Annotated in this window: 25 protein-coding genes, 1 tRNA gene, 1 pseudogene and 1 riboswitch; of the genes and pseudogenes, 5 read left to right on the plus strand and 22 right to left on the minus strand. The window is 48.6% G+C overall.

Annotation, left to right across the window (positions count from 1 at the left end; all coding sequences use genetic code 11):
• Positions 1-28: 28 nt before the first annotated feature.
• Positions 29-1126, minus strand: coding sequence for a glycine cleavage system aminomethyltransferase GcvT (gcvT, locus tag FGB90_RS05660; protein ID WP_138809557.1), 1098 nt, complete (start codon positions 1124-1126; stop codon positions 29-31).
• A gap of 233 nt (positions 1127-1359) precedes the next feature.
• Positions 1360-1460: riboswitch (glycine riboswitch) on the minus strand.
• A 196-nt stretch (positions 1461-1656) separates the two neighbouring features.
• On the opposite strand from gcvT, the gene FGB90_RS05665 reads away from it, so the two are divergent.
• Positions 1657-3330: a DEAD/DEAH box helicase gene (locus tag FGB90_RS05665; protein WP_138810045.1), complete on the plus strand. Its 1674-nt coding sequence runs from the start codon at positions 1657-1659 to the stop codon at positions 3328-3330.
• Complete coding sequence (locus FGB90_RS05670) at positions 3308-4153, plus strand: YqhG family protein (RefSeq protein WP_138809558.1); 846 nt, start codon at positions 3308-3310, stop codon at positions 4151-4153. The genes FGB90_RS05665 and FGB90_RS05670 overlap by 23 nt, the downstream gene beginning before the upstream one ends.
• 90 nt (positions 4154-4243) lie before the next feature.
• Here FGB90_RS05670 and FGB90_RS05675 read toward each other — a convergent pair whose 3' ends face one another.
• The 9 genes from FGB90_RS05675 to comGA form a co-directional block, all read right to left on the minus strand.
• The gene (locus FGB90_RS05675) at positions 4244-4444 is read right to left on the minus strand and encodes a YqzE family protein (protein WP_138809559.1); all 201 of its coding nucleotides are present in this window, start codon (positions 4442-4444) and stop codon (positions 4244-4246) included.
• Positions 4445-4544: 100 nt separating this feature from the next.
• Positions 4545-5051: a shikimate kinase gene (locus FGB90_RS05680; protein WP_138809560.1), complete on the minus strand. Its 507-nt coding sequence runs from the start codon at positions 5049-5051 to the stop codon at positions 4545-4547.
• Positions 5048-5443: a competence type IV pilus minor pilin ComGG gene (gene comGG, locus FGB90_RS05685; RefSeq protein ID WP_171051710.1), complete on the minus strand. Its 396-nt coding sequence runs from the start codon at positions 5441-5443 to the stop codon at positions 5048-5050. Before comGG ends, FGB90_RS05680 begins: the two co-directional genes overlap by 4 nt.
• Complete coding sequence (locus FGB90_RS05690) at positions 5430-5900, minus strand: competence type IV pilus minor pilin ComGF (RefSeq protein WP_138809562.1); 471 nt, start codon at positions 5898-5900, stop codon at positions 5430-5432. The genes comGG and FGB90_RS05690 overlap by 14 nt, the downstream gene beginning before the upstream one ends.
• Positions 5881-6201, minus strand: a complete 321-nt coding sequence (locus tag FGB90_RS05695; RefSeq protein WP_138809563.1) for a type II secretion system protein — start codon at positions 6199-6201, stop codon at positions 5881-5883. Before FGB90_RS05695 ends, FGB90_RS05690 begins: the two co-directional genes overlap by 20 nt.
• Positions 6188-6625, minus strand: a complete 438-nt coding sequence (gene comGD / locus FGB90_RS05700) for a competence type IV pilus minor pilin ComGD (RefSeq protein WP_138809564.1) — start codon at positions 6623-6625, stop codon at positions 6188-6190. The genes FGB90_RS05695 and comGD overlap by 14 nt, the downstream gene beginning before the upstream one ends.
• The gene (gene comGC / locus FGB90_RS05705; protein WP_138809565.1) at positions 6615-6944 is read right to left on the minus strand and encodes a competence type IV pilus major pilin ComGC; all 330 of its coding nucleotides are present in this window, start codon (positions 6942-6944) and stop codon (positions 6615-6617) included. The genes comGD and comGC overlap by 11 nt, the downstream gene beginning before the upstream one ends.
• Positions 6945-6969: 25 nt before the next feature.
• Positions 6970-8004 (minus strand): type II secretion system F family protein, encoded by a 1035-nt coding sequence (locus FGB90_RS05710; RefSeq protein ID WP_138809566.1) that lies wholly within the window; start codon positions 8002-8004, stop codon positions 6970-6972.
• The gene (gene comGA, locus FGB90_RS05715; RefSeq protein ID WP_246056060.1) at positions 7976-9040 is read right to left on the minus strand and encodes a competence type IV pilus ATPase ComGA; all 1065 of its coding nucleotides are present in this window, start codon (positions 9038-9040) and stop codon (positions 7976-7978) included. Before comGA ends, FGB90_RS05710 begins: the two co-directional genes overlap by 29 nt.
• A 150-nt stretch (positions 9041-9190) precedes the next feature.
• On the opposite strand from comGA, the gene FGB90_RS05720 reads away from it, so the two are divergent.
• Positions 9191-9264: transfer RNA gene (locus FGB90_RS05720), tRNA-Gln, on the plus strand.
• 470 nt (positions 9265-9734) lie between these two features.
• On the opposite strand, the gene FGB90_RS05725 is transcribed toward FGB90_RS05720, so the two are convergent.
• The gene (locus FGB90_RS05725) at positions 9735-10178 is read right to left on the minus strand and encodes a YtxH domain-containing protein (protein WP_138809568.1); all 444 of its coding nucleotides are present in this window, start codon (positions 10176-10178) and stop codon (positions 9735-9737) included.
• A 476-nt stretch (positions 10179-10654) separates the two neighbouring features.
• Between FGB90_RS05725 and FGB90_RS05730 the strand changes: the two genes are divergently transcribed.
• The gene (locus FGB90_RS05730) at positions 10655-10900 is read left to right on the plus strand and encodes a DUF2626 domain-containing protein (RefSeq protein ID WP_138809569.1); all 246 of its coding nucleotides are present in this window, start codon (positions 10655-10657) and stop codon (positions 10898-10900) included.
• A 56-nt stretch (positions 10901-10956) separates the two neighbouring features.
• Here FGB90_RS05730 and FGB90_RS05735 read toward each other — a convergent pair whose 3' ends face one another.
• Positions 10957-12117, minus strand: a complete 1161-nt coding sequence (locus tag FGB90_RS05735) for a class I SAM-dependent methyltransferase (protein ID WP_171051711.1) — start codon at positions 12115-12117, stop codon at positions 10957-10959.
• 124 nt (positions 12118-12241) lie between these two features.
• Positions 12242-12877, minus strand: coding sequence for an MBL fold metallo-hydrolase (locus FGB90_RS05740; protein ID WP_138809571.1), 636 nt, complete (start codon positions 12875-12877; stop codon positions 12242-12244).
• A 173-nt stretch (positions 12878-13050) separates the two neighbouring features.
• Between FGB90_RS05740 and FGB90_RS05745 the strand changes: the two genes are divergently transcribed.
• Positions 13051-13269, plus strand: a complete 219-nt coding sequence (locus FGB90_RS05745; protein WP_306419220.1) for a DUF2759 domain-containing protein — start codon at positions 13051-13053, stop codon at positions 13267-13269.
• Positions 13270-13424: 155 nt separating this feature from the next.
• Here FGB90_RS05745 and FGB90_RS20085 read toward each other — a convergent pair whose 3' ends face one another.
• The 9 genes and pseudogenes from FGB90_RS20085 to FGB90_RS05785 form a co-directional block, all read right to left on the minus strand.
• Complete coding sequence (locus FGB90_RS20085; protein WP_171051745.1) at positions 13425-13733, minus strand: MTH1187 family thiamine-binding protein; 309 nt, start codon at positions 13731-13733, stop codon at positions 13425-13427.
• A gap of 84 nt (positions 13734-13817) precedes the next feature.
• A pseudogene (locus tag FGB90_RS20090) lies at positions 13818-14165 on the minus strand (DUF1385 domain-containing protein); the annotation flags it as partial.
• A 330-nt stretch (positions 14166-14495) separates the two neighbouring features.
• On the minus strand, positions 14496-15080 hold the full coding sequence (locus FGB90_RS05755) for a hypothetical protein (protein WP_138809573.1): 585 nt from the start codon (positions 15078-15080) through the stop codon (positions 14496-14498).
• A gap of 671 nt (positions 15081-15751) precedes the next feature.
• Positions 15752-17077, minus strand: a complete 1326-nt coding sequence (locus FGB90_RS05760) for a 2-hydroxycarboxylate transporter family protein (RefSeq protein WP_138809574.1) — start codon at positions 17075-17077, stop codon at positions 15752-15754.
• Positions 17064-18245 carry an NAD(P)-dependent malic enzyme gene (locus FGB90_RS05765; RefSeq protein WP_138809575.1) on the minus strand — a complete coding sequence of 394 codons (1182 nt, stop codon included), beginning with the start codon at positions 18243-18245 and terminating at the stop codon, positions 17064-17066. Before FGB90_RS05765 ends, FGB90_RS05760 begins: the two co-directional genes overlap by 14 nt.
• A 326-nt stretch (positions 18246-18571) precedes the next feature.
• On the minus strand, positions 18572-19282 hold the full coding sequence (locus FGB90_RS05770; RefSeq protein ID WP_210237225.1) for a response regulator: 711 nt from the start codon (positions 19280-19282) through the stop codon (positions 18572-18574).
• Positions 19254-20873 carry a DcuS/MalK family sensor histidine kinase gene (dcuS, locus tag FGB90_RS05775; protein ID WP_138809577.1) on the minus strand — a complete coding sequence of 540 codons (1620 nt, stop codon included), beginning with the start codon at positions 20871-20873 and terminating at the stop codon, positions 19254-19256. Before dcuS ends, FGB90_RS05770 begins: the two co-directional genes overlap by 29 nt.
• 63 nt (positions 20874-20936) lie before the next feature.
• Complete coding sequence (locus FGB90_RS05780; RefSeq protein WP_138809578.1) at positions 20937-21704, minus strand: ABC transporter permease; 768 nt, start codon at positions 21702-21704, stop codon at positions 20937-20939.
• Between the two features lie 3 nt (positions 21705-21707).
• A complete protein-coding gene (locus FGB90_RS05785) occupies positions 21708-22409 on the minus strand; it encodes an ABC transporter ATP-binding protein (RefSeq protein WP_246056061.1) in 702 nt (233 codons plus the stop codon).
• Between the last annotated feature and the right edge of the window lie 25 nt (positions 22410-22434).

Consider the following 22434-nt stretch of genomic DNA (forward strand, 5'->3'; position numbering starts at 1 on the left):
TTCATGCTGGCTGTTTTAAAAATGCCTGCTAGTTCGAGCGTTTATAAAAAGGTGTCGCCACTACTTTCGCTTTCAGGCGGCGTTTTCGCACCTGCACTTCCACTTCTGTTCCAAGTGACGTATGCTCTTTTCCGAGAATTGCCAGTCCTACATTCTTCTTCAGTGTAGGTGACTGGGTACCGGTCGTAACAAACCCGATTTCCTCACCTTCTGCAAATACCTCATACCCTGTACGCGGAATGCCTTTATCGATCATTTCCAGACCGACGAGCTTGCGGGAAGCACCGTTCTCTTTCTGGTCCCTTAGTACGCTCTTACCGATAAAGTCAGGTTCCTTGTCTGCTTTAACGGCAAAACCGATTCCGGCTTCCACCGGAGTAATGTCCTTAGTGAGCTCCTGGCCGTAAAGGGCAAGTTTCGCCTCAAAACGAAGAGTATCGCGGGCACCAAGGCCGCACGGCTGAAGACCATCTGCTTCCCCTTTTTCAAGAAGAAGATTCCAGAGCGCCGCCGCATCTTCCGGACGGCAGTAGATTTCAAAGCCGTCCTCACCGGTGTAGCCTGTCCGGGAAACGAGTGCGGGCATGCCTCCAAGATCAACGTTGTCGCGGAATTTAAAGAACGTAATCTCCGCCAGGTCAGTATCAGTTACTGTCTGAAGAACTTTTTCTGCAGCCGGTCCCTGGATCGCCACCTGGGCAAACTGATCGCTTACATTTACAACTTCCACATCCTCAAAGTTCTCCGCATGGGAGCGCAGCCAGTCGAAGTCCTTTTCCACATTCGATGCATTCACCACAAGAAGATAGTCGTTTTCACCGCGCTTATAGTAGACGAGGTCATCGACGGTACCGCCTTCGTGGTAGCACATTGCCGTATACTGTGCACCGTTTGTTTTCAGCTTCTCGACATCGTTTGTGAGAACATACTGAAGAAACGGGACAGCGCCGCTCCCTTTGACTTCCACCTCACCCATATGTGAAACATCAAACAGGCCGGCTTTCGTACGCACTGCTTCGTGCTCGTCCTTAATACCCGAAAACTGGACAGGAAGATCCCAGCCCCCGAAATCGATCGTTTTTGCCTGATCCTTGTACACGTCATAAAGTGGTGTTCTGTTCCCCAATGGTATGCACCTCCGTAATTTTACGAGAGCCACCCAATATGGTACCGCTCTCCGCCTGAACGTGAATCCGCTTTCACAGTGGGTTTAATTCTGCACAAAAAAAGACAGAACCCCCTTAAAGGTGAGGGCTCTGTCTTTCGTACCTGAGAGTTTTCTTCCGGACCATTTAAAGAGGGTCCGAAACTGTCCCCATGGGTGTCCTTCCCCAAAGGGAAGGAAGCTTTCCAGAGTTGCGTCTGGCAAGAGTCTTTTTGCCTGAGAGATTCACAGATCCCCTCTGCTTGCTCCTTCGGCGCCGGCCGCTGCTGCGGCCGATCTCTCCCCTTGCTTTCATTCGCACATATGTAATTCCACGTCATAGAAAACGGGCTTTCAGGAAAAGATAGTCTAAAGATCCATACTGACTGATCCTGCGCCTCTATCGTATCATTTTTTATTTTTAGTTGGCAATATAATCGCGGGACAATTTTAAATTGAAACACCATTTCATTTGCAGAGTACAAAAGCAGAAAGGGGTTAACGCCGTGAATATGCCTGAGTTGTCTTTTGACCGGACATGGAGCGACAGTTTTTCGTCCCGTCTTTCCCAGAACGGCCCCTGGTCGAACTGGAATCTGTTCAGGCTTGCTCTTCAGGCTGAACAGCATCTTGTAATCAATGATTTTGATGGACTTGAAGCACCCAAGCATCTTCCCCACCTTTCCATCTTCCCGCACCAGTTGGAAGCTGCGGAGCGTGTGCTGACGGAAATGAACGGAAAAGCGATTCTTGCGGATGAAGTGGGGCTTGGAAAAACAATCGAGGCAGGTCTGATTCTCAAAGAATATATGATTCGCGGCCTCGTAAAAAAAGTGCTCATCCTCGTTCCGGCGTCTCTTGTTACCCAGTGGTGCAGTGAGCTGAACAGTAAATTCTTCATCCCTGCTGTGGAACAGCGGAAATCGTACGTCTGGGAAAGCTGCGATGTGATCGTAAGTTCCATTGATACAGCCAAACGGGAGCCCCACCGTTCGGTGATCTACGAACAGGATTACGATATGATCATCATCGACGAGGCTCACAAGCTGAAGAATAAGAACACTAAAAACTATCAGTTTGTACGCGGACTTAAAAAGAAATTCTGTCTTCTTCTGACAGCCACACCGGTACAGAATAAACTGAGTGAGGTTTTCCACCTCATCAGTATTCTAAAACCCGGTCACCTCGGAAACGAGGAAGGTTTTACTAAAGAATTCAAAGACGCGGATCAGCATGAGGAACTCAGGCAGCTCGTGCAGAAGGTGATGATCCGCAACCGCCGGTCTGATTCTGCAATGGACTGGCCGAAGCGTATCGTTAAAACCGTTGAAATTGAATTTTCGGACGAAGAGATGGAACTGTACAATGCGGTAACCGCTTTAAAGAGAAGGTGGAACAAAACACACGAATGGAGCATCTTCCCTTTTACCGTCCTGACCCTTCAGCGCGAGTGCTGTTCCAGCCGTGAAGCTGTCTATATGACGCTGAAAGGTCTCCTTGAACAGGAGGAAATGGCACCTGCTTTAAAAACAGAGCTCGAAGGCATAATGGAAATGGTGCAGAATGTCACACGCCATGCCAAAGCGGAAAAGGCCCTCGAGATGGTGCAGAAAATTGATGATAAAGTCATTATATTTACCGAGTACCGTGCCACCCAGCTCTACCTGCAATGGTACTTTGCCCAGCACGGCATTAAAGCTGTCCCGTTCCGCGGCGGATTTAAGCGGAGCAAAAAAGACTGGATGAAGCAGCTGTTCAAAGACCGTGCCCAGGTACTGATTGCCACAGAGGCCGGGGGTGAAGGGATCAACCTCCAGTTCTGCCATCACATGATCAATTATGACCTTCCATGGAACCCGATGCGGATTGAGCAGCGGATCGGACGGATTCACAGGCTCGGACAGGAACAGGACGTTAATATTTACAACTTTTCCGTTCAGAACACAGTTGAGGATCACATTCTGCGAACGCTGTACCAGAAGATCGGCCTGTTTGAGGAAGTCATCGGAAAACTGGACGATATACTTGAAAAAATGCGTGAGGAAGAGCTTGAGACACATATTTCAAATATCCTGAACCATTCGGAGTCAGATGGAGAGGTCCGCATCAAGCTTGAGAACCTGACTGCCTGTATCGAGTCAGGAAACGAGGAGGTGGAAAGCCGTGCTGCAGGAGGACGTGCATAAATACCTGAAAACATTCTTTGACGAAAACGACAGCCCGGTGCTCGAGGAAAGCCCCGGTCACCTCCACATACAGCTCAGTGTGGATATGGACAAAGCACTCATGAACCGGCCGTTTTACTGGCAGTATCTCGAAAAAATCGGCGGTGTCCCCAACCCGTGGAAAATGACAGTCGTCACCGACGAAAATGCAGCACCCGAAGACATAAACAAACGTTACGAGAGAAAAGCCGAGGCGATTCACTTCGGCTCTCCCCGCCTTCATCAGGTGTTTAATCTTACAAAAGAGCTCGGATCCCACGTGCGGATGTATGAAAAAGTGGCACGGAACAATCTCTCCGTCCAGTCACTCCCGCTTCAGCCGTGGCTCAATATGAATATGAAAATCTCCTACGAAGCGGAAAAAAAACGGGACCGTCTGTTTTCGGTGGGCCTCTGTCTGACAAACGGGGAAATGATAGAAGGGTTTTACAATCACCTGAAGTTTTACCCTCTTGAACCTGAAATTCCGGACTACTGTTTTACAGTGAGTCCCCTGATCCGCCCCGTTTCCGGAGTGGAAAGAATCCGGGAGCAGACCGAACGGCTTATCAGGCAGGAGAACCATACGTGGGCGGAGGAAGCTTTTGCAAAAATGCGTGAGGATATTGAACTTCTGAGAGGATTTTACAGTGATTCAGAGGAACTGCCGGACAGTTACCACAGCGAAAAGGAAGCCATCGAACGCCAGTACAGCCCCGTGGTAACGATCTCCGTTATAAACGGTGGCCTCTTTTACCTTCATCAGCATCCACTGAATGTTAAAAGGTTCAGACAGCACTGGTAATAAAGCGGGGAACAGCTTTCCCTGCACAGCAGCAGACACTGAAAAAAGACCTGAGAGACGGTCCGCCGCCTTTCAGGTCAAAATTTCATTTTATGAACGCCTGGCGAGACGCTGTTTGTTTTTGGAGTAAAACAGAAACAGGGCAAACGGCAGCAGACCGAACCAGTGATGAAGAAGGGGCGGTCTCGCTTCTTTTTTTTCCTGCCGCCGTTTCACACGTTCGCTCTTTGGCTGCTCGGCATATGTTACAAACTGCTGTGTTACAAATTTTACATAATCGTTGGTTTTCATGAACCTCACCTGCCTGAAAATTTCCTCTTCAGTTTAACCCGATTCGAACGGAATTATTCAGATCGGGAATATTCTTTTCTTAAGGAGAAGCCAGCTCTCTTTACCTGCTGTAATACCCATCCGCAGCAATCCTGACTATTTCCCTCGGGGACAGGCCCTTCGTCTGTATCGTCAGATCCGCAGTTTCATAAGCCTCCCGGCGTTTTTCATACCTTTTTTCCAGCTCAGCCTGATCCAGACTGACAAGCGGCCGGTTCGGATCCAGTCTGATTCTTTCGTAAAGCACCTCAAACGGAGCATCAAGAAAAACCGTATATCCGCTTTCTTTCATAAAAATCAGATTATCCGGTGTTTCCACCGCACCTCCGCCTGTTGAAACAACCGCCTGCTTTCCTTTAAGACTTTTAAGAGTCTCCGTCTCCAGCTCCCGGAAACCTTTTTCGCCTGTTTGTTTAAAAATCTCCGGAATTGCCTGCCCTGTCTGTCTGACGATAAACTCATCGAGGTCCACAAACCCGAGTCCGGTTTTTTTAGCCAGCAGCTTCCCCGCTGTCGTTTTTCCGGCACCCATAAATCCCGTTAAGTAGATATTTCCGCTCTGTGTCATCGCACTGCACTTCCTTCTCTCCAGTCTTCCACTGCTCCCGTAACCGGATCCCACTTAAAGACAGCCGATCGGGTAGACCCTTTATGAGTGGTACCTTCCAGGCGTATGCAGTGTATGGTGTCACTGATACGCTCGATCGTGTAACTGACTGATCCGTCTCCGGTCTTCACCTTACCTGAGGCTAACGTATCACCTTCTCCGGAAAGAAGCAATCCGGTTACATGCCAGGCTCCAGTCATCAGCAGGTGATCGGCTATGATCATCTCACGGTGATAATAATTAAACTCCCTTTCTGCCGCTGCTGAAGCTGCCAGCTGGAGAATCCCTGCACTGAGGAGAACGAGCATGCCCGCAGTAAGAAACAGGATAAACCCTCTATCATTCCGGTTCACTGCCGATCCCTCCGTGTTCCGGCCTTCTGAACTGCCTCGAGTAATCACGGCCATCAGAAAGCTCCACTGTCAGCCTGATGCCGCCCTGCACCTCTTCAAAATACGCCGAAATTACCTGCTCCAGGAAAATATCGTAACCCTGGCCGTTTACCTGCCTTACAATTCTCTGGTTATGGTGAATAAAAGACGACTGTTCGGGACTGCCGCTTCGGATCGTCACCAGTTCAAGTGATCGCTGGTCGGGACTGACAGAATACCCGCTGCTCTGGAGCAGGTAGGGTTTAAACTGCATGAAAAACAGCTCTGCAGCACGGCTGTAGTCTCTTTGCCCCAGCTCTTCCCCTTTCAATAAAGCAGCAAATGTGCCCATAAGCACGGTAACCATCACACTGGTAATCAACAGACCGAGAATGACTTCAGTTAAAGTAAAGCCGCCTTCATTCCTGAACCGGAACATGAAGGCACACCTCAAATCCCTCATATTCCCACTCCACACACATTCTCCATTCGCTCCCCTCTCTGACCCAGCTGACAGGATAGTAAAATCCACCTGCCGTAAATGAACTGCTTTTTGTCCCTTCGTGCCTGTAAATCTGTGCAAAATCGTACAGTTTACCGGCGATAAACCGTTCCTGTCGCAGACGTTCCTGCTCCAGCTGAAAATGCCAGTAGACCGGCACCAGCGTTCCCCCGATCACCGCAAAAAGTACGAGAGCGGCAAGAACCTCGGTCAGTGTAAATCCGTTACAGTCTCTCATGGTAAAACCTCCCTCTCAGAAACGGAAAAACAAAGCGGTAACCGCTGCCGTCCTCCGACCTGAAAATAAAGGAACCCGCTTTGTAAATGTCACCGTTCGCAGTATACCTGAGATCCCGCGGGCCGAGTGTACGCTCCTGAAAAACGAGTCCCTCCGGAAAGGACCTTACGTTTACTACCTCCAGATCCTGACGGATCGTGTACCGGCTGCTGCTGTTGTCAAAAAGAAAATGCACCGGTTTCCCGTCCGCTAAGGCACGAATCTGTGCTTCATACAAATCACTTTCAAAAACAGAGATAAACGCGGCTTCTTCGCTTTTTTCCGGCAGTTTATAGGCCGGGGCAGCTATCAGCACAAGCACAGACAGGACGGCAAGCACGATCAGCATTTCAGTCAGTGTGTAGCCTTTTTCATCATTCCGCACCTGACGGTCTTACCACCTTTCCATTTACCAGGCTTAATTCCGTTCCATCAGGACAGGAGATGGTTTCCACGTAATTCTCACTAACCAGTTCATTAAGATTGTTCAGTTCCTTCTCCTCATTGACTTTATACGCCCCTACCTGCCCCTGAAGCAGCTCGACCGTGGCATCACAACCTCTGTCCTGGGCAACTTGTGTATTTTTTGACAGGGACGGTACAGCGATAAGAAGAAGCACACTGATAATCATCAGAACGATTACCATCTCGATGAGTGTAAAACCGGCTTCCCGGCTTCTGCTGTGCTTTTGCGGTGTTTTCATATGTTCACCTCCTTTCCGACTCTCTTCACCAGAGTTCAGTAAGCTGAAAAACCGGCATCATAAGCGATACAAACATCAATAGCATGACAAGTCCGATCACGCCGTACAGCAGGGGCTGAAGTTTTTGAAAGAGACGGCTGAAGCTGTAAGTAAGCCTTACTTTAAGAAATCGGCTGTACCTTTCAAGCTCATCCCCGGTTCTGCCTCTCTTTTCGCCAAGTGCAGCAACAGAAGCAAGCTGCGGTTCAAACAGAGCCCTGGAGCGAAGAAGATCCGAAAAGGAGGTGCCGTTCTGAAGCCCGGCATGTATAAGACCGGCTTCGTGCCTGAACACAGGAAAAAGACTGTCCTTTCTGATCAGCAGAAGACATTCATTCAGGGAAAGCCCGTTGTTCAGGACGGGAGAAATCTGGGAAACAAACAGGTAGGTAAAAAGGAGTCTGATGTAGTTCCTTACAAACGGAAGCGAACTGAGCAGCCGGATTTTAACTTTGACGGGAGTCAAGCCGACAACTTTCCCGGCTGCAGCTAAAAGTAAAAGGAACACGATGATTAAAGGAAGGTCTATCATGCGAAGGAAGGAAAACAGGAAGCCGGAGATGAAGGGCAGTTCCGCTCCTGTCTGACTGAAGAACTGCTCAAACTGAGGAATAACTGTGCGAAGGACAAACGTAACGAGAATGATTAATCCAAAAAACATGAAGAGCGGATACTGAAGCACTTTTCGCGCTTCTTCTTTCAGATCGTGGCGGATCAGGCAGAGCTCTGCTGCCGTTTTCAGCCCTTCCTGAAAATCACCGTGTCTTTCCATCATCAGAAGGTAGTTGCTGACTTCCTTCGGATAACCGAAATCGTCCAGCGAGAGAGAAAAAGGTTCCCCCTGCCTGAGTGCCTGGACCATCGTTTTTATAGCATCACCTGCCGGGCCGCTGTAATAACCGCCGACAATTTCAAGGGCTTCTTTCAGCGGATACCCTTCTCCCACCAGGGAAGCTGTCTGCTGAAGCCATTCTCCCCTTTCCCGGTCGTCTTTAAATGGTCGTCTTTTTCCCAATAACATCGATCCGCTTCACCCACTTTTCAATTTCAGATCCGCTTAAGTATCCGAGTGCATACGCCTTTTTCATCAGAAGGCCGATTTTTGGAGGCACGGGACCGCATCCGGCAATTGTTCGCTGGAGTTCATCCCCGCTTAATATATCAAACAGTGCAGCGCGCTTCCTTCCTTTTCGGCAGTAAGCGTCACATGTACTGCTGCAGTAGGGACAGGCGAGCCTGACAAGGGTCTGTACACAGACGGCTGTAAGCGTTTCGGAGATATCAGACTGACTGATCCCGAACTCTTCCAGGCGACGGACAGCAGCAGATGGAGACGAAGCGTGGAGAGTACTCAGAACCAGATGCCCTGTCATGGCTGCCCTGACCGCCATCCGGGCTGACTCATCGTCCCGTATTTCACCCAGCATGATGACGTCCGGGTCGTGCCTCAAAACATTTTTCAGGCCATGGGCATATGTGACTCCGGCTTTCTCGTTGACCTCCATCTGCAGAAACTGATCGTGCTGCTGTTCAACGGGATCTTCAAGAGTGATAATGTTTCGTTTTTCACCGTTCGTCATTTCGTGCATTAAGGAATAAAGGGTGGTGGTTTTTCCTGATCCTGTGGGACCACACAGGAGGATCAGTCCGTGGGGCAGTGTTGTGAATCCTTTCAGCCTGACTGCCTGTGAAGGAAAAAGGGTAAGTGATTTCAGCGGTTCAGGCGTCGCCTGGCGATGCATTCTGACGACCATCGTTTCTGAAAATGTCATGGGGAATGTGGAAAGCCTTAAGGCATAAAGAGTATCTTTCAGGTATATTTCAAAAGAGCTGTTCTGGGGGCGCCTTCGCTCGCCAATATCCATACCGGAGAGAAATTTCAGGTGGGCAATCATTTTCTGGAGAAATTCCGAGGAGATGTGCTGCATGTCTTCAAGCTCGCCGCTGATTCTGCAGCGGATGATTCCGCCGTCGCGTCTGGGCAGTATGTGAATATCCGATGCCCTGAGCCCGGCAGCGCTGTGAAGGACCGAGCGGGTCAGCCGTTCAACTTCCAAGGCTTTCACCGTCCTTTCTGGATTAGTTCTTACGGCCATTTGTTTTCATTCTTCTTTACACCAGTTATACATTCGACAAAAACCCGAAAAACCCTTCTTTTTTCTGCATATTTTTTTCCGGTTCGCACATCCTATTTTCTGTAGCCGCAATGGGGTGTAGCCAAGTGGTAAGGCAACGGACTTTGACTCCGTGATCGCAGGTTCGATCCCTGCCTCCTCAGCCATACATAAAAAGCCGATGATTCGATCATCGGCTTTTTTTGCTGCTGTATAAATAAAGCTGTTTTCGAAAAAATTGTTTATTTATGATGCTGCAGGCCGACGCTTTCCGCGGGCATCGCTTCAGCCGGGAGAAATTCCTGCTTCTTCCTCTGCCAGTTAAGCTTCGCAGTCGGGTACGTCGAAGCAACTCGAAGATTAATCACGGAGTAAACGCTCGTCGCTGGAGTCGCCGCCCTTCGCTCCATAATTAATTTGGTCAATAGCAACAATCTATACGAACAAAGCCATAAATAAAGATTACAGAATTGCCCGGAAAATAAGTATGTGCTTCGCTGTACATATTATCCCCTTAATCAAAGCTCTCATTTATTATGCGCTGCAGGCAGACGCTCTCTGCGGAAATCGGTTTGCTCCCTGTATTCGAAAACAGCAATTTAAAACACCGGCCCATGAAAGGCCGGTGCGTTAAGTATTATTTGCTTTTCGCTTCAGAAGCTTCTTCCTTCAGTTTATCCCGAGTTTCCTCGATTTCCTGGATCACCTGCTTGGCCAGCTTTTCCCCTTCACCTTTTTCTTCCTCAACGAGATCCTTCACATCAGTGGAAAGCTCGTCCCCGAGGTCGGATGCCTTATCACCAAGACGGTTTGCTCTGTCTGCAACACGGCCCCACTGCTCACGGGCAGCTTCAGTCCACTCACCGGATTTCTCCTTTGCAAGCTGCGAGTACTCATTTCCTTTTTCCTTCGCCGTATTGGTAAATTCGATTGTCCTGTCTTTCGCATTGGTCGCCTGCTTGTTAATGTCGGCACGAAGTTCCCTGCCTGATTTCGGTGCTGACAGCATTGCTGCCGACGCCCCGATAATGCTTCCTACTACTGCTCCGATAATGAAATCCTTGGTATCCATTTTGCTCATAACTAACATCCTCCCATTTCTTTGTAGTTACATTCACATTTAAAAAAGTCATTTAAGATTCCTTTACCTTAAATTCTACCCTGTTAAACATATTTCCTTCCTGATATACGGCATAGTCCAAAAAGTTTTTCCTCCTGTTTCGGCACAGTTGACGGTTCTTTGACATCGCACTCAGTGCCCGAACGCATCCTGTGCCGGTTTATGTCACAAAATTGTCATAATAGAACGGTCCACTAAAAATCGGCCTCCGGCTATACTGAAAAGGCTGAATAAAACCGGGTCCCGGCAATGCCGGTTTCTTTTCCTGCTGCTCTATTGGCACAAGTCCTGCAGTCCCTGCCCGAGAATTACCGCCATATAGAAACAATTCCTGCAGTTTTAATTTACAAAGCTTTCTATTCGGTCTATAATAAAGTGTATTCAATTATGCATACTAACATCAGCAGCTGCCAGCTACATAAAAGGAGGGATGCATCGTGGAACGCATGTATCGTGTACTCGGTTTCTGGACAGGAATCTTTGCCGTTTTGTTTTTCGTAGGTTCTATGTACGAAATGGCGATGCTGTTCTTTGCACAGACGGGTGTATTTATTGCACTCAGCTATCTGAACCTGTCGGAACGTACGTACATCTATATCTTTGGAGCATACTTAACTGTGTTTTTCATCGGATTTACCTACTACACAACGTTCATCATGGTGCCCGGTCTTGGCGAGCACTAAGGATCAGCGGTTACGATGCAAAAAGGACCCCGGCTTTCCTGCCGGGGTCTTTTTCGTTATTCTGTCATGCTTTTATCCTTTTTTAAGGAGTATGGATCCTCTTTAAAATACGGCCAGCTTTTCTGCCCCGTGAGGTTCTTCGAATGAACATTCACTGAAAAGGCCCGGGCCGTACCGGCAGGAGCCGTGAGAGACGCTACAGCACGGTTCTGCCTGATTGCACCTGAAAAAGGATTACCAGCCCCGTCCGTCTGCTCCACAAAGGAAAGAATGCCCGCCTTTGTCAGAAATCTTCCCTGCTTTTCATTTATTTCGAGGTTCATATCATTATCTTTAAACAGACGGCAGACTGTATCCCAGTGCACGTGGGAGGTAAGATCCATTCCCCCCGGAAAAGCAAGGGGATCGGTTACCATTCTGTGTTCCCTGTAGCCCCTTAACGAGCCGTGCCGGAGCTCCGGGGAGACGAGTTCCTCTCCTGTATAGCCGTAATCGACAGTAACAGTTACACCTCTTGCAAGCCAGTCACACACGCTGCTAATCCAGTCTTTGACTTCAGGGGCAATTTCTGTTCTGTGTCCTTCAGGCAGCTCGGGTCCGTATGTTTTCAGCCAGTCCAGAATCTCCCCGTTTACGCACGGCTTTTTCACTTCCTCAAACTGCCCCTCAGACCCTTCCGTTACAAAAGATTCGTGAATCACTCCGCCGATGTTTTCCACCACATGAACCGGGAAAGCATCGAGCAGCTCATTTGAGAATACGATTCCTTCAAGACCCGGAAACTGCTTTCTGCACTCCTCCGGATCACTGAAAATATATACTTTGTTTATGTGACCTGATAAATTCCGGTTCAGAAGCTCTCTATGGTGAGGGCTCTGCTCAATAACTGTATACGACATTTCCCGATAGAGATCCGGTTCATGCTTTTTCATGTAATCCAGAACACCCGATGCAAATGCCCCATCGCCCGCACCCCATTCGCAGACAGCCGGGCGAAGAGATTCTGTACGAATCACTCCTGCAAAAAAGCGGCCAAACGTCCACGCGAAAACCGGATGTACGTGAGGACTCGTGTAGAAATCCCCCCGGCTCCCGACTTTCACTCTGGGTTTTGTATAATATCCGCCCGTTTCATCGTAAAGAGCTTTTTCCATGAACCTGGCAAAACTGATTGCATTGTCACTGCTGTTTCTGATAAGAGAACGGATCGCCTCCAACTTCAGCACCCCCTGGATATTTATTCGCTGCGGCATAGGGGATTACCTTTGCAGTAAATTATTCAGACATAAAAAAAAAGACGCTGCACGAGCAGGCAGCGCCGCTATTTCATCTCTATTATCCCTAAAATCCATTCAGAAAGGGGTTCGTCTCTTTTTCTGTTCCAATCGTCGTTTCGGGCCCATGCCCGTTAGCAACCACCGTTTCGTCAGGAAGATCAAGGAGTTTAGTGTGAATGGAGTTCAGGAGCGTGTCATGATCACCGCCGGGGAGGTCCGTCCTGCCGATTCCACCCTGGAACAGCACATCGCCCGAAAAAATAACCCGGTTTTCCGGTGAATAAAAACTCAGGCTTCCCGGTGAGTGGCCGGGGGTCTCCAGCATGTCGAATTCAAACGGACCAAACGTAACCTTTCCTTCCCCGCTTAACGTACTGACCTCCCCGCTCACTGAAATTTCGGGAATGCCGGGAAACAGAGCCGATCCGTTGCGGCCCGGGTCCTTCAGCCATTCAGCTTCCTTCTCATGAACATATACCGGTACACCAAGCTCCTTCTGAATAGCCTCAACGCCTCCGATGTGATCGAAATGTGCGTGAGTGAGCACCACGGCCCTGAGTGTAAGTTCCTCTTCTTTCAGCAGTGAAACCACTTTTTCCCCGTCACTGCCCGGATCAAAGAAAACAGCTTCCTTTTCTTCATTATGTATAAGAAATCCATTGGTCTGGAGCGGTCCCAGAGGAATTCTTGTAACCTTCATATTACTACCTCCTTCATCAGTCTTTTCATCATTGTACAACGGACAGACTGTCTTTTCCAAAGATTGCAGGTACTTCTCGACAAAAAGAAAAAAAACGAGTAAAATATAAATGCACTCAGGTTATGCTATAATCAGATAAGGTATTTAAAGATTTACATATGTAAGGAGGCAAAATGATGGAGAATCTGGTTACCCATATTACCAACATGACTTTCGCGACGATCTGCCTGCTCATCACGATCTTTTCCCTCTGGGGACTTTTTCGTGAATTCAAAAAGAAGAATTTCTTCGCGGTTGGATTCGCAGCCGTAACAGTTGCTGTATTCGGCTGGTTCTCGGTAATGTCACTATTTGCTTATATTACCCGCGGTGGTGGCGCAGCTATTATGTAAGTCTACAGAAGATGTCTCAATGTTAACTCATTGAGGCATCTTTTTTATCTGCATTTTTACGATCCTGCTCCGCTGTTTTCTGCACGGAGGATGCAGCATTTTCCGATCCACATAAAACAGGGATGCTCCCGCAGGAACATCCCTGTATTAACCGCCTACCGGTTAACCTTCTCTTTTACGCTTTCTTCCTTATCCTCCATTGACTGCTGGCGGTCTCTTCTGTCATCAATCCGGATACTTGTCGAGACACGGTCAACTCCCTGCTTAAACGGCAGTTCGTGAACTTTCTCAAGTACTTCAAACAGAACCGGAAGCTCAGCATCAATGACTGTACTCATGGCATGCACCTTGTAGGTCAGTTTACCTTCATACTCTTTCAATACTTTTTCAATTTCCGCAATCTGATCTGACTCGCTCGTCGTGTTTTTCCCTACGGGAATGATCGACACATCTGCTGTGACCATGTGTGATCGCTCCTTTCTTCTGGTAATGGTATTTCTCTTTTCCTTTACCTTGTGTGGAGACTCTTTAAACGCCAGTCTTCTGTATGAACGGATTGCCGTTCTGAGATGCTGCTCATCAGGCTCGGAAGTTGTCACTTTCAGCTGGAGAAAACGCGAGATTCCAAGGAAAAAACGGTGAAGAAAAGTATTACCGGTTCTATTAATCCACAGAGCAGCAAAAGGCATGCATAAAAGGGCTGCTGCAGCGCTGTAATCGACTGCGGAGGTAAAGGAAAAACCGTAAAGAATAAGTCCGGTCATTACGATGAAAAAGACCGCAAAAAACATCACAATTGCATTCGTTGAACAGTGCCTGTTCGTAATGTCCGCCTCTGCAATTTCCTTCCGCTTTGCCAGGCTGACCTTTCCCCTGTAGCTGAAAACCTTGTGTTCGGCCCCCGTGAAACTTTTTCAGTTCGCCGGGAAAATAAAAGTGAGTCCCGGCAGCAAATAAAATCAGTGTGCCTGCAGGAAGCAGGACGGGAACAGGTGCAAAAGGCGCCATCAGATAAGGTAAAGCAGCCAGTGCAATGAGGAGCCAGAGAGTCAGGTGATACCAGAGCGGCATCGCCCGGTATACCATCCAGGAAATGCGCAGCATGACGGGAAGTGACAGCGGTTTTACCCACGATCGAATGCGTCCGTTTTCGCGTACACCACAGGCTGCATAACGGCGGCCGATGAAGATCACACCCCTGTTAAAAGAAAGCCCCCGGATCACCTCTATTCCCCTTCAGCTGAAAGAGTCGTCCGTCTGATAATCCAGTGCGGGATGTCCGGTGTAAAACTGACACGATCACCCGTCAGGGCATCCCCGTCAAACCCTTCATGCTCCACCCATGTGTGGGCATAGCGGATTTCTGCTTCATGGATATCAGCCTGTTCGTCAACATCGACTGTGACCGTTCCACGATTCCCGTAGGTGAGATTATCCTCCGAGCGGTTCGGAAACTCAAACAGCAGGCCGTCATCAGTGCTCCCGACAGCCTCAGCGGTATGAAGAATTTCATCACTCTGACCAAGTTCCACAACACCATCGAGTGCAGCCCCAGGCAGAACATTCCCCTCTTCGTCCAGCAGAACAACCTCTATGTAATCATCGCCGGCTATACCGTCAGAAGGCATCGCCTCCCAGTTCCATGAGCCGTGAACCTGGTTTTCAGGCATGTCGTACTCAATACTCAGTTCCGTATGACTTTCAAGCTGTTCGTTTGTAACTTCCTCTGTCTGCATAACCGTCAGCCAGCCGAACACAAACAGGCCGATCATTACAGACAACGGTAAAAAGATCACCATTTTGTTGCGCACGTGTAAAACTCCTTTTTTATTTCTTCAGTAATGGATTTGTTTTTGGCACAGACAGTACTCCCTGGCTCCCGCATAGTAAGTTATCCGGCCTGAAAAGGAAGTATTTCAGGTTATCAGGACCGTGTTTTTTCAGCTGATGCCTTTCATTATCATACGTCTTTTTATACTGCTTTTCCACCTGTTTGATGCGATCTGCAGTGCCATCCTTTTTTCCGCTCCCTTTTTCAGACTGACAGATCTGATTTTTTCCTCACATTAAAAAGAAGACAGAAACGCCGCCGCTTCTGCCTTCCTGTTTTATCATTCTTCTGTACAAACTGTTAAGCCGGCCTAGTCCGAAGGTCAATTGACCGGATGTCGGACGGCTATCCTGAAACAGATTATTAATAATGTGTATTCCCTTCCATCAGTTTTTATTAGCTCCGCTGAACGCCAACCGCTCGCTTTCCGCGGCGGTGCCGGCGAGCCTCCGCGAGCTTCGCCCTGCGGGGTCTCGCCTGGCGAAAAGACTCCCTGCTTCTTCCACTGCAGGTGCAGCTCTGAAGCAGAATACGTCGAAGCACCTCGAAGTTAAAGCATGATGCGGATGCTCGCCACTGCCACAGGAGTCTCGCTACTGGCGTCAGCTACGCAAAAGATCGATTTACTGACTAAAAGGTATACTCATTTTATTAAAAGAGGGTTATTAACAATCCTGCCATGAGCAGAATGACAGCCCCGCCAAGACGGGAGGCAATCTGTGCAAACGGCATCAGCTGCATACGCTTCGCTGCAGAAAGTACAGCAACATCACCTGTTCCACCCATATTGGCCATACAGAGTCCTGCAGTAATACTCGATTCAATCGGGTAAAAGCCAACAAGCCGCCCAATAATACCTGCTCCAAGCATCGCTCCGCCAACAACCCCAAAGACAATCAGCACATACTGGAGGGTCAGGGCATTCAGTACAGCTTCAAGATCTGTGTACGCAACCCCAATTCCGAAAAGAAGGGCAAGTGTGAATGTCTGGGCTACAAACTGATACCACTGGCTTGCCCCTTCAACAATAGAAGAAGGAAGCAGGTTCAGAATTTTCACTGCGGCTACCAGCAGGATCATAATTGCATACGGGTGAACCGGCAGAACAGCCCCAAGGAGGTGACCTGCTGTAAAAAACATCAGTGCAGCCAGCACACCGACACCGAGCTTTTTCAGATCGAATGTGGAAGTGGTTTTTGTTTCTTCAAAACCGTCCATCAGCTTTCCGTTGCCGGTAAGAGACGGTACACGCTGGCCAAGTTTATGGAGCATGCTTGCCAGCACAATGGCAAATACGTTACCGAGAGCCAGTGCAGGGACGAGAATTGAAATATAGTAGCTTGCCGGCTGTCCAAGAAATTCTGAGTAAACCTGAGCCATCGGTACAGCTCCGGCACCCATACCGCCTCCCATAATTGGCAGCGTAATAACAAGAACGGCATCCTGAATTGTAAACCCGACGAGCTGCCCTATAAGAGCTGCGAGCAGGGCTGCCCCGATTATTGCACCGAAGATAGGTGCAAAGTAGCGAACGCCGATCTTAACGAGCATCTGCGAATTCATGCCGAGAATACTTCCTGTGATGAGTGCAGCAATATAGAAGTCCAGAAACCCGCCTGTTGTCATAAACCCATCAACCTGTGTCACAATGGTTTCCGGCAGAATGCCGCTGTATACAAGGTAGGCCGAACCGAAGATCGCCACGATTGCACCGCCCCCAAGGTATCCTTTCACGATAGGGGTACGGTCACCAATCCAGCCCAGGGCTTCCCCGATTACCATCATTACAAGCAGACTTCCAATCATCCCTGCAGGCAGTGCCTCCGTGAAGACTGCAGCAATCGTCAGTGCGAGTACGACTGCAAATACAGGTAAAGGAATATTAAAAACAGAAACATTCTTATTTTTCTTTGGATCCTCCGGTACTGTATGAAGGGGCTGGTTTTCGTTTTTCTCAGTTCGCTTAAGTGCCTCCATTCTGCTCAGCCCCCTTTTCCGCTGCGTGTCCAACTGCATCAGCCACTACCTCTGCCACACCTTTATTCAGCGGTCCCGGAATAATACAGGATGGTTTCAGCTCCTCATCCGGTATCATTCCTGCAATCGCTTCTGCTGCCGCCAGTTTCATATTCTCCGTAATATCCGACACCCCTGCGTTTAAAGCCCCACGGAAGATACCCGGAAATGCAAGCAGGTTGTTAACCTGATTTGGAAAGTCCGATCTCCCAGTCGCCACAATCTCTGCTCCCGACTCATACGCATCTTTCGGGTAAATTTCCGGCTCGGGATTTGCCAGGGCAAAGATAATTGCACGCTCTGCCATACGCTTCACTTGTAACGGGCGAAGGGCACCTGCGGCCGAAACTCCTATAAATACATCTGTATCTTCAATAACGTTATCGAGCGTGCCACGCTTATTTTTAAGATTGGTCCAGTGGGATATTTCTTCCTGACCGCTGTTCAGCCATGGCTCTCCACTTGCCACAATCCCTTCAAGGCTTACGAGAGTGATGTTTACAAAACCAGCACTCAGGAGCAGTTTTGCGATTGAGATACCCGCAGCTCCGGCACCGTTTATGACGATTTTCGTCTCTTTTCTTGATCTTCCTGTATACTTCAGGGCATTAATCAGACCTGCAAGCACCACAATTGCCGTGCCATGCTGATCATCATGAAAAACCGGGATGTCGAGTTCCTCTTTCAGCCGCTCTTCAATTTCAAAGCAGCGGGGCGCTGAAATGTCCTCCAGGTTAATACCTGCAAAAGTAGGTGCCAGCGATTTGATGATCTCGATCAGCTTCTCGGGGTCCTTTTCATCCAGACAGATTGGAAACGCATTCAACCCTGCAAATTCCTTAAAAAGCATGCACTTGCCTTCCATTACCGGCATCGCAGCTTTCGGGCCAATATCCCCCAGTCCGAGAACAGCAGAACCATCTGTCACTACACCGATCATACTTCCCCGCGCAGTCAGCGTATTCACCTTCTCCGGCTCATTTTCAATTTCAAGACAAACATCCGCTACGCCCGGTGTATAGACGAGGCTTAAGTCTTCCATGCTCTGTGCAGACGCTCTGTTCGTCATTTCAATTTTTCCGTTTAATCGTTCATGTAACTTTACTGCTTCGCTTATATTTACTGTCATTGTAGACCCCTCCAAAGAAAACGCTTCCAAAATGGTTGTGGTTTCACCTTAAGCTATTTCCTGAGAGGATCACAGTTTACGTAAATTAAAAATGCATTTTGTAAATAAAAAAAGCTGACCGTTTCATCGGCCAGCCGTTTTATTATTCAATTGCTTCTTTTAAATAATAGTGTTGATTATATAAGGTTGATTAACGTGCGGCACTCCTGCGGGAAAAGCACCGACGGAAGACCCAGCAGGGTGGTTTTCCCGAGGAGGCTGCAGTGGTGCCCGCGGAAAGGGAGCGCAGTGAGCGAAAATCAGCAGCAGACCTTTAACAGAGCCTTTCAAATACGTGCCCGCAGCTTCTTCTGCTGTTCATCATCAAGCAGAAACAAATGCTGGGGCCGACCAACCGTACCGTAGGTCAACCGTTCACCAAGCATCCCGGTTTCCGCCATATACTTCAGATATTTTCTGACTGTTACAAGCGAAATGCCTGTTTCACCGGCAACATCCTCTGTGGAAAATGAGGGCTTCCCGATTTTTATAATCCCCTCAATCACTGCACGAATGGTCTTTTCGGAAAGCCCCTTAGGAAGTTCCTCCGCCGCTGTTTCCGTCTCCTGGAACCACTGCTCGTCCAGCTTCTGCTGATCCAGAACGGCATGTTCCTCAAAAAGCTTCCACCTTTTTCGGTATTTCATCATCGCTCCCTGAAAACGTTCAAAATCAAAAGGCTTCATGATGTAATCCACGGCACCGTAGCGCATTGCTTTATTGACAGATCCTGTATCCGACGCTGCGGTTATGAGAATAACGTCCCCTTCCCACGAGCCTTCGGAACGAATCTCCTGAAGCAGTTCCAGACCGTTGTCAGCCCCTATGTAGATATCAAGCAGAAGCAGGTCTATCCTTTTTTCATTAAGCTGCTTTTTCGCTTCCGTAAACGTATGGGCAGTGCCGGCAGCATGAAAACCTTCCAGCTTACCAACATAGGAGTGGTTCAGCTTTGCAACCATCGGATCATCATCCAGAATAAGTACGTGGATCATCATTTCCCTCCTGACTTTCATATGGAAGAGTAACAGTCACAGTCGTCCCCCGCCCTCTTTGGGTATCTATGAAAACCGTTCCCGAGCAGTCCTGAACCGTCGTCCAGACAAGGTAAAGACCATATCCCCGGTCATCGCCCTTTGTGGAATATCCTTTCGTAAACATCTTCTTCTGGACTTCCTCGGTCAGTCCCGGACCGTTATCCCGAACCTCGATCAACAGTTCTTTTTCCTCAAATTGAAAACTGACCCTGATCTTCCTTACTTCCTGCTCCTGTACGGCTTCCACGGCATTGTCAATGAGATTACCGGCAATAGTAATCAAGTGATGATTCATCTTCGGATCAGCGGGGGCAGGAATGACAGAAGGACAGACGATATCCATCTGCACCTGCTTTTCTCGTGTATAGCTGAGTTTTCCGTGCATGAATCCACCAAGGACAGGATCAGCAAACTGCTTTAAGGCGGCATGGGCAGCCTGGCCATTCATTTCGGTGAGCTCACGGATATATTCGTGCAGCTCCTTATATGATTCTGTATGGAGCATTCCCATGATCACATGGAGGTTATTTTTCATTTCATGAGACTGCGCCCGGAGCGTTTCCGTGTATATTTTTACTCCGGTCAGCTGTTCAGCGAGTGCATTGATTTCTGTTTTGTCCCGAAAGGTTGATATGGCACCGACGACTTCATCACCGACTGTCAGTGGAACCCGGTTAATCAGCAGTGTCATCCTTTTAAGTCGCAGTTCTTCATCGAGTTCGGCTTCTCCGGTTTTCAGCACCCGGTGTAATCCTGTTTCAGGCATGAAATCAATCACTTTCATACCGATCGGATTATCGGGAAGTCCTGCCTCCTCAAAAAGCTTTCTCCCGGACTCATTGACAAGCGTCACCACTCCTGCCTGATCCACCGCCATAACTCCCTCCCGTACAGACTGAAGCATACGATTCCGCTCCTCAAACGTTCTTGCAATATCCCGAGGTTCCTGTCCGTGCAGGATTCTCCTCACATAGGCAGCAATCAGAACGGCGCCGGTTATGCCTACTGCTATGCCAACGAGGGAACTGGTGAGGATGATACCGTGGTTTTCCGCCATCAGCTGATCGATTGATTCTATTGAGTCGCCTACCGCTACTGCTCCGATCTGTTCCCCGCCTGAATTAAAGACCGGTGCAAACGATCGCAGAGAAGGAGAAAGCGTTCCTTCCGCCATGGAACTGTATGTTTCACCGTTCAGAGCCGGCCCTTCATCCTCCCCAACAAAGCGCTCCCCGATCAGCTCCTCATCAGGATGGGAATAGCGGATCGCCTCCATATCCATTACGACAACAAACAGTAGTCCGGATGTTTCCCGTACTCTTTCAGCATACTCCTGTACAGCTGCGGGATCATTTGCCTCCAGTCCTTCCTGAATTTCCTCAGCTTCAGCAACAAGCCTGGCAAAAGTCTGTCCTTTCTCTTCCTGTTCCTGTAAAATATTGCTTCCTACTGCATGGTTAATCAGCACATCGGTCATCAGCAGCGAGACACCGACGACGCCGACGACCAGTATAATCAGCACCGCCTGCAGTGATAGCCGTTTCCCCTTCACAGTCTCACCTGCCCCGTCTTATAGAGAGTGTTAAATTCCAACTGTAACTGTTTTCAGCGTGTGTTACTCTTCAATCGTAAGCATCTGATAGTTTTTATTAAAGAAAAATCTGTAGAAAATAATCGTCACAAGCATGGCCGCCATTGAAACGGAAGCAAAAATACTCAGAGATATTACAATCTGATAGCGTATGGCTTCAATGGGGGCAACGCCCCCCAGAATCAGCCCTGTCATCATTCCCGGGAGCTGGACCAGTCCGACTGTTTTCAGACCGTCCACGTTTGGAATCATAGCCGCTTTCACGATTCGCCGGACAAGAATTGTCGATGCATGCTCGGGTTTGGCGCCCAGAGCAAGGGCCGCCACAATTTTCCCTTTAGCTTCCCTGAATTCGTTTTTCATACGTTCAAGGGCAAGACCGATTGCGACCATGCTGTTTCCGATGACCATTCCGCTCATTGGAATGACCTGTTCAGGCTCAAAGCCGATGATATTGAAACCCAGCCACATCGCCAGAATCAGAAGCTGAACACCGACGATCACAAGGAAAACGACAGGACGCACATATGGAATGCCCGTCCCCTTTTTACTTGCGTGAAACGTCGCCACAGTCACCATCACTGTCAGCATAAACGAGATCCCGACCAGCGGTGGAAGTGAGAACAGGTAAGTAAGAATGTACCCGATTAAAAAAAGCTGCACGACACCGCGAAATGAAGACCAGGCAATCGATTTACTCAGCCCAAGGGCATATATGTATGAAAGTGAAACAGGAATAAGGACAAAAAAGATCAGCAGAAACATTGAGAGATTCGAAATTTCCGGTGCCATAACCTACTCCTTTAAAAAGTACTGAAGTTTTTCCGTCCGGGGGTTTTCAAAAAGTTCTTCTGTCGGTCCCTGCTCGACAATTCTCCCTTCGTCCATAAACAGCGTCCGGTTTCCAAGCCGTTTTGCCTGGGCCACATCATGTGTGACCATTATAACAGCGTGAACTTTTGCCGGTACAAGCTCCTGAATAAAAGCTTCAATCAGCTCCACGTTTTTAAGATCCAGCGCACTGGTGACCTCGTCCAGAAGCAGAACGTCGGGACGGTTGGCAAGTGTTCTGGCAAACGCCACCCGCTGTTTTTCTCCTCCAGAGAGATCCTCCACGTCCCTGTCGAGATAGGAATCGGGCAGCTGGACATTTTCCAGCAGCCTGCTCCCCATACCTTCCTCCCATTCATTAAAGAGCTTCGGACCATATTTCAGATTATCAAGTACGGTTCCATCAAAAAGTGAGGAAGACTGAAATACCATCCCGACGGATTTCCGCAGGGTGGTCACATCGTAGTCCTGAATGTTACTTCCCCGGTACGTTATCGTTCCGGTATGAGGATCATTAAGTCGGTTTAAAAGCATCAGGAGACTGCTTTTCCCTGCACCGGACGAGCCGATCAGAGTCACAATTTCGCCTTTATGTATTTCAAGGCTGATATCCTTGAGTATGTCTGTAGAAACAGAATTCACTTCGATTATCGGCTGTTCACCCACGTTATCACCTTCTTTTTACTGCAAT

The sequence above is a fragment of the Alteribacter natronophilus genome, from assembly GCF_006007885.1.
Classification (GTDB): Bacteria; Bacillota; Bacilli; order Bacillales; family Salisediminibacteriaceae; genus Alteribacter; species Alteribacter natronophilus.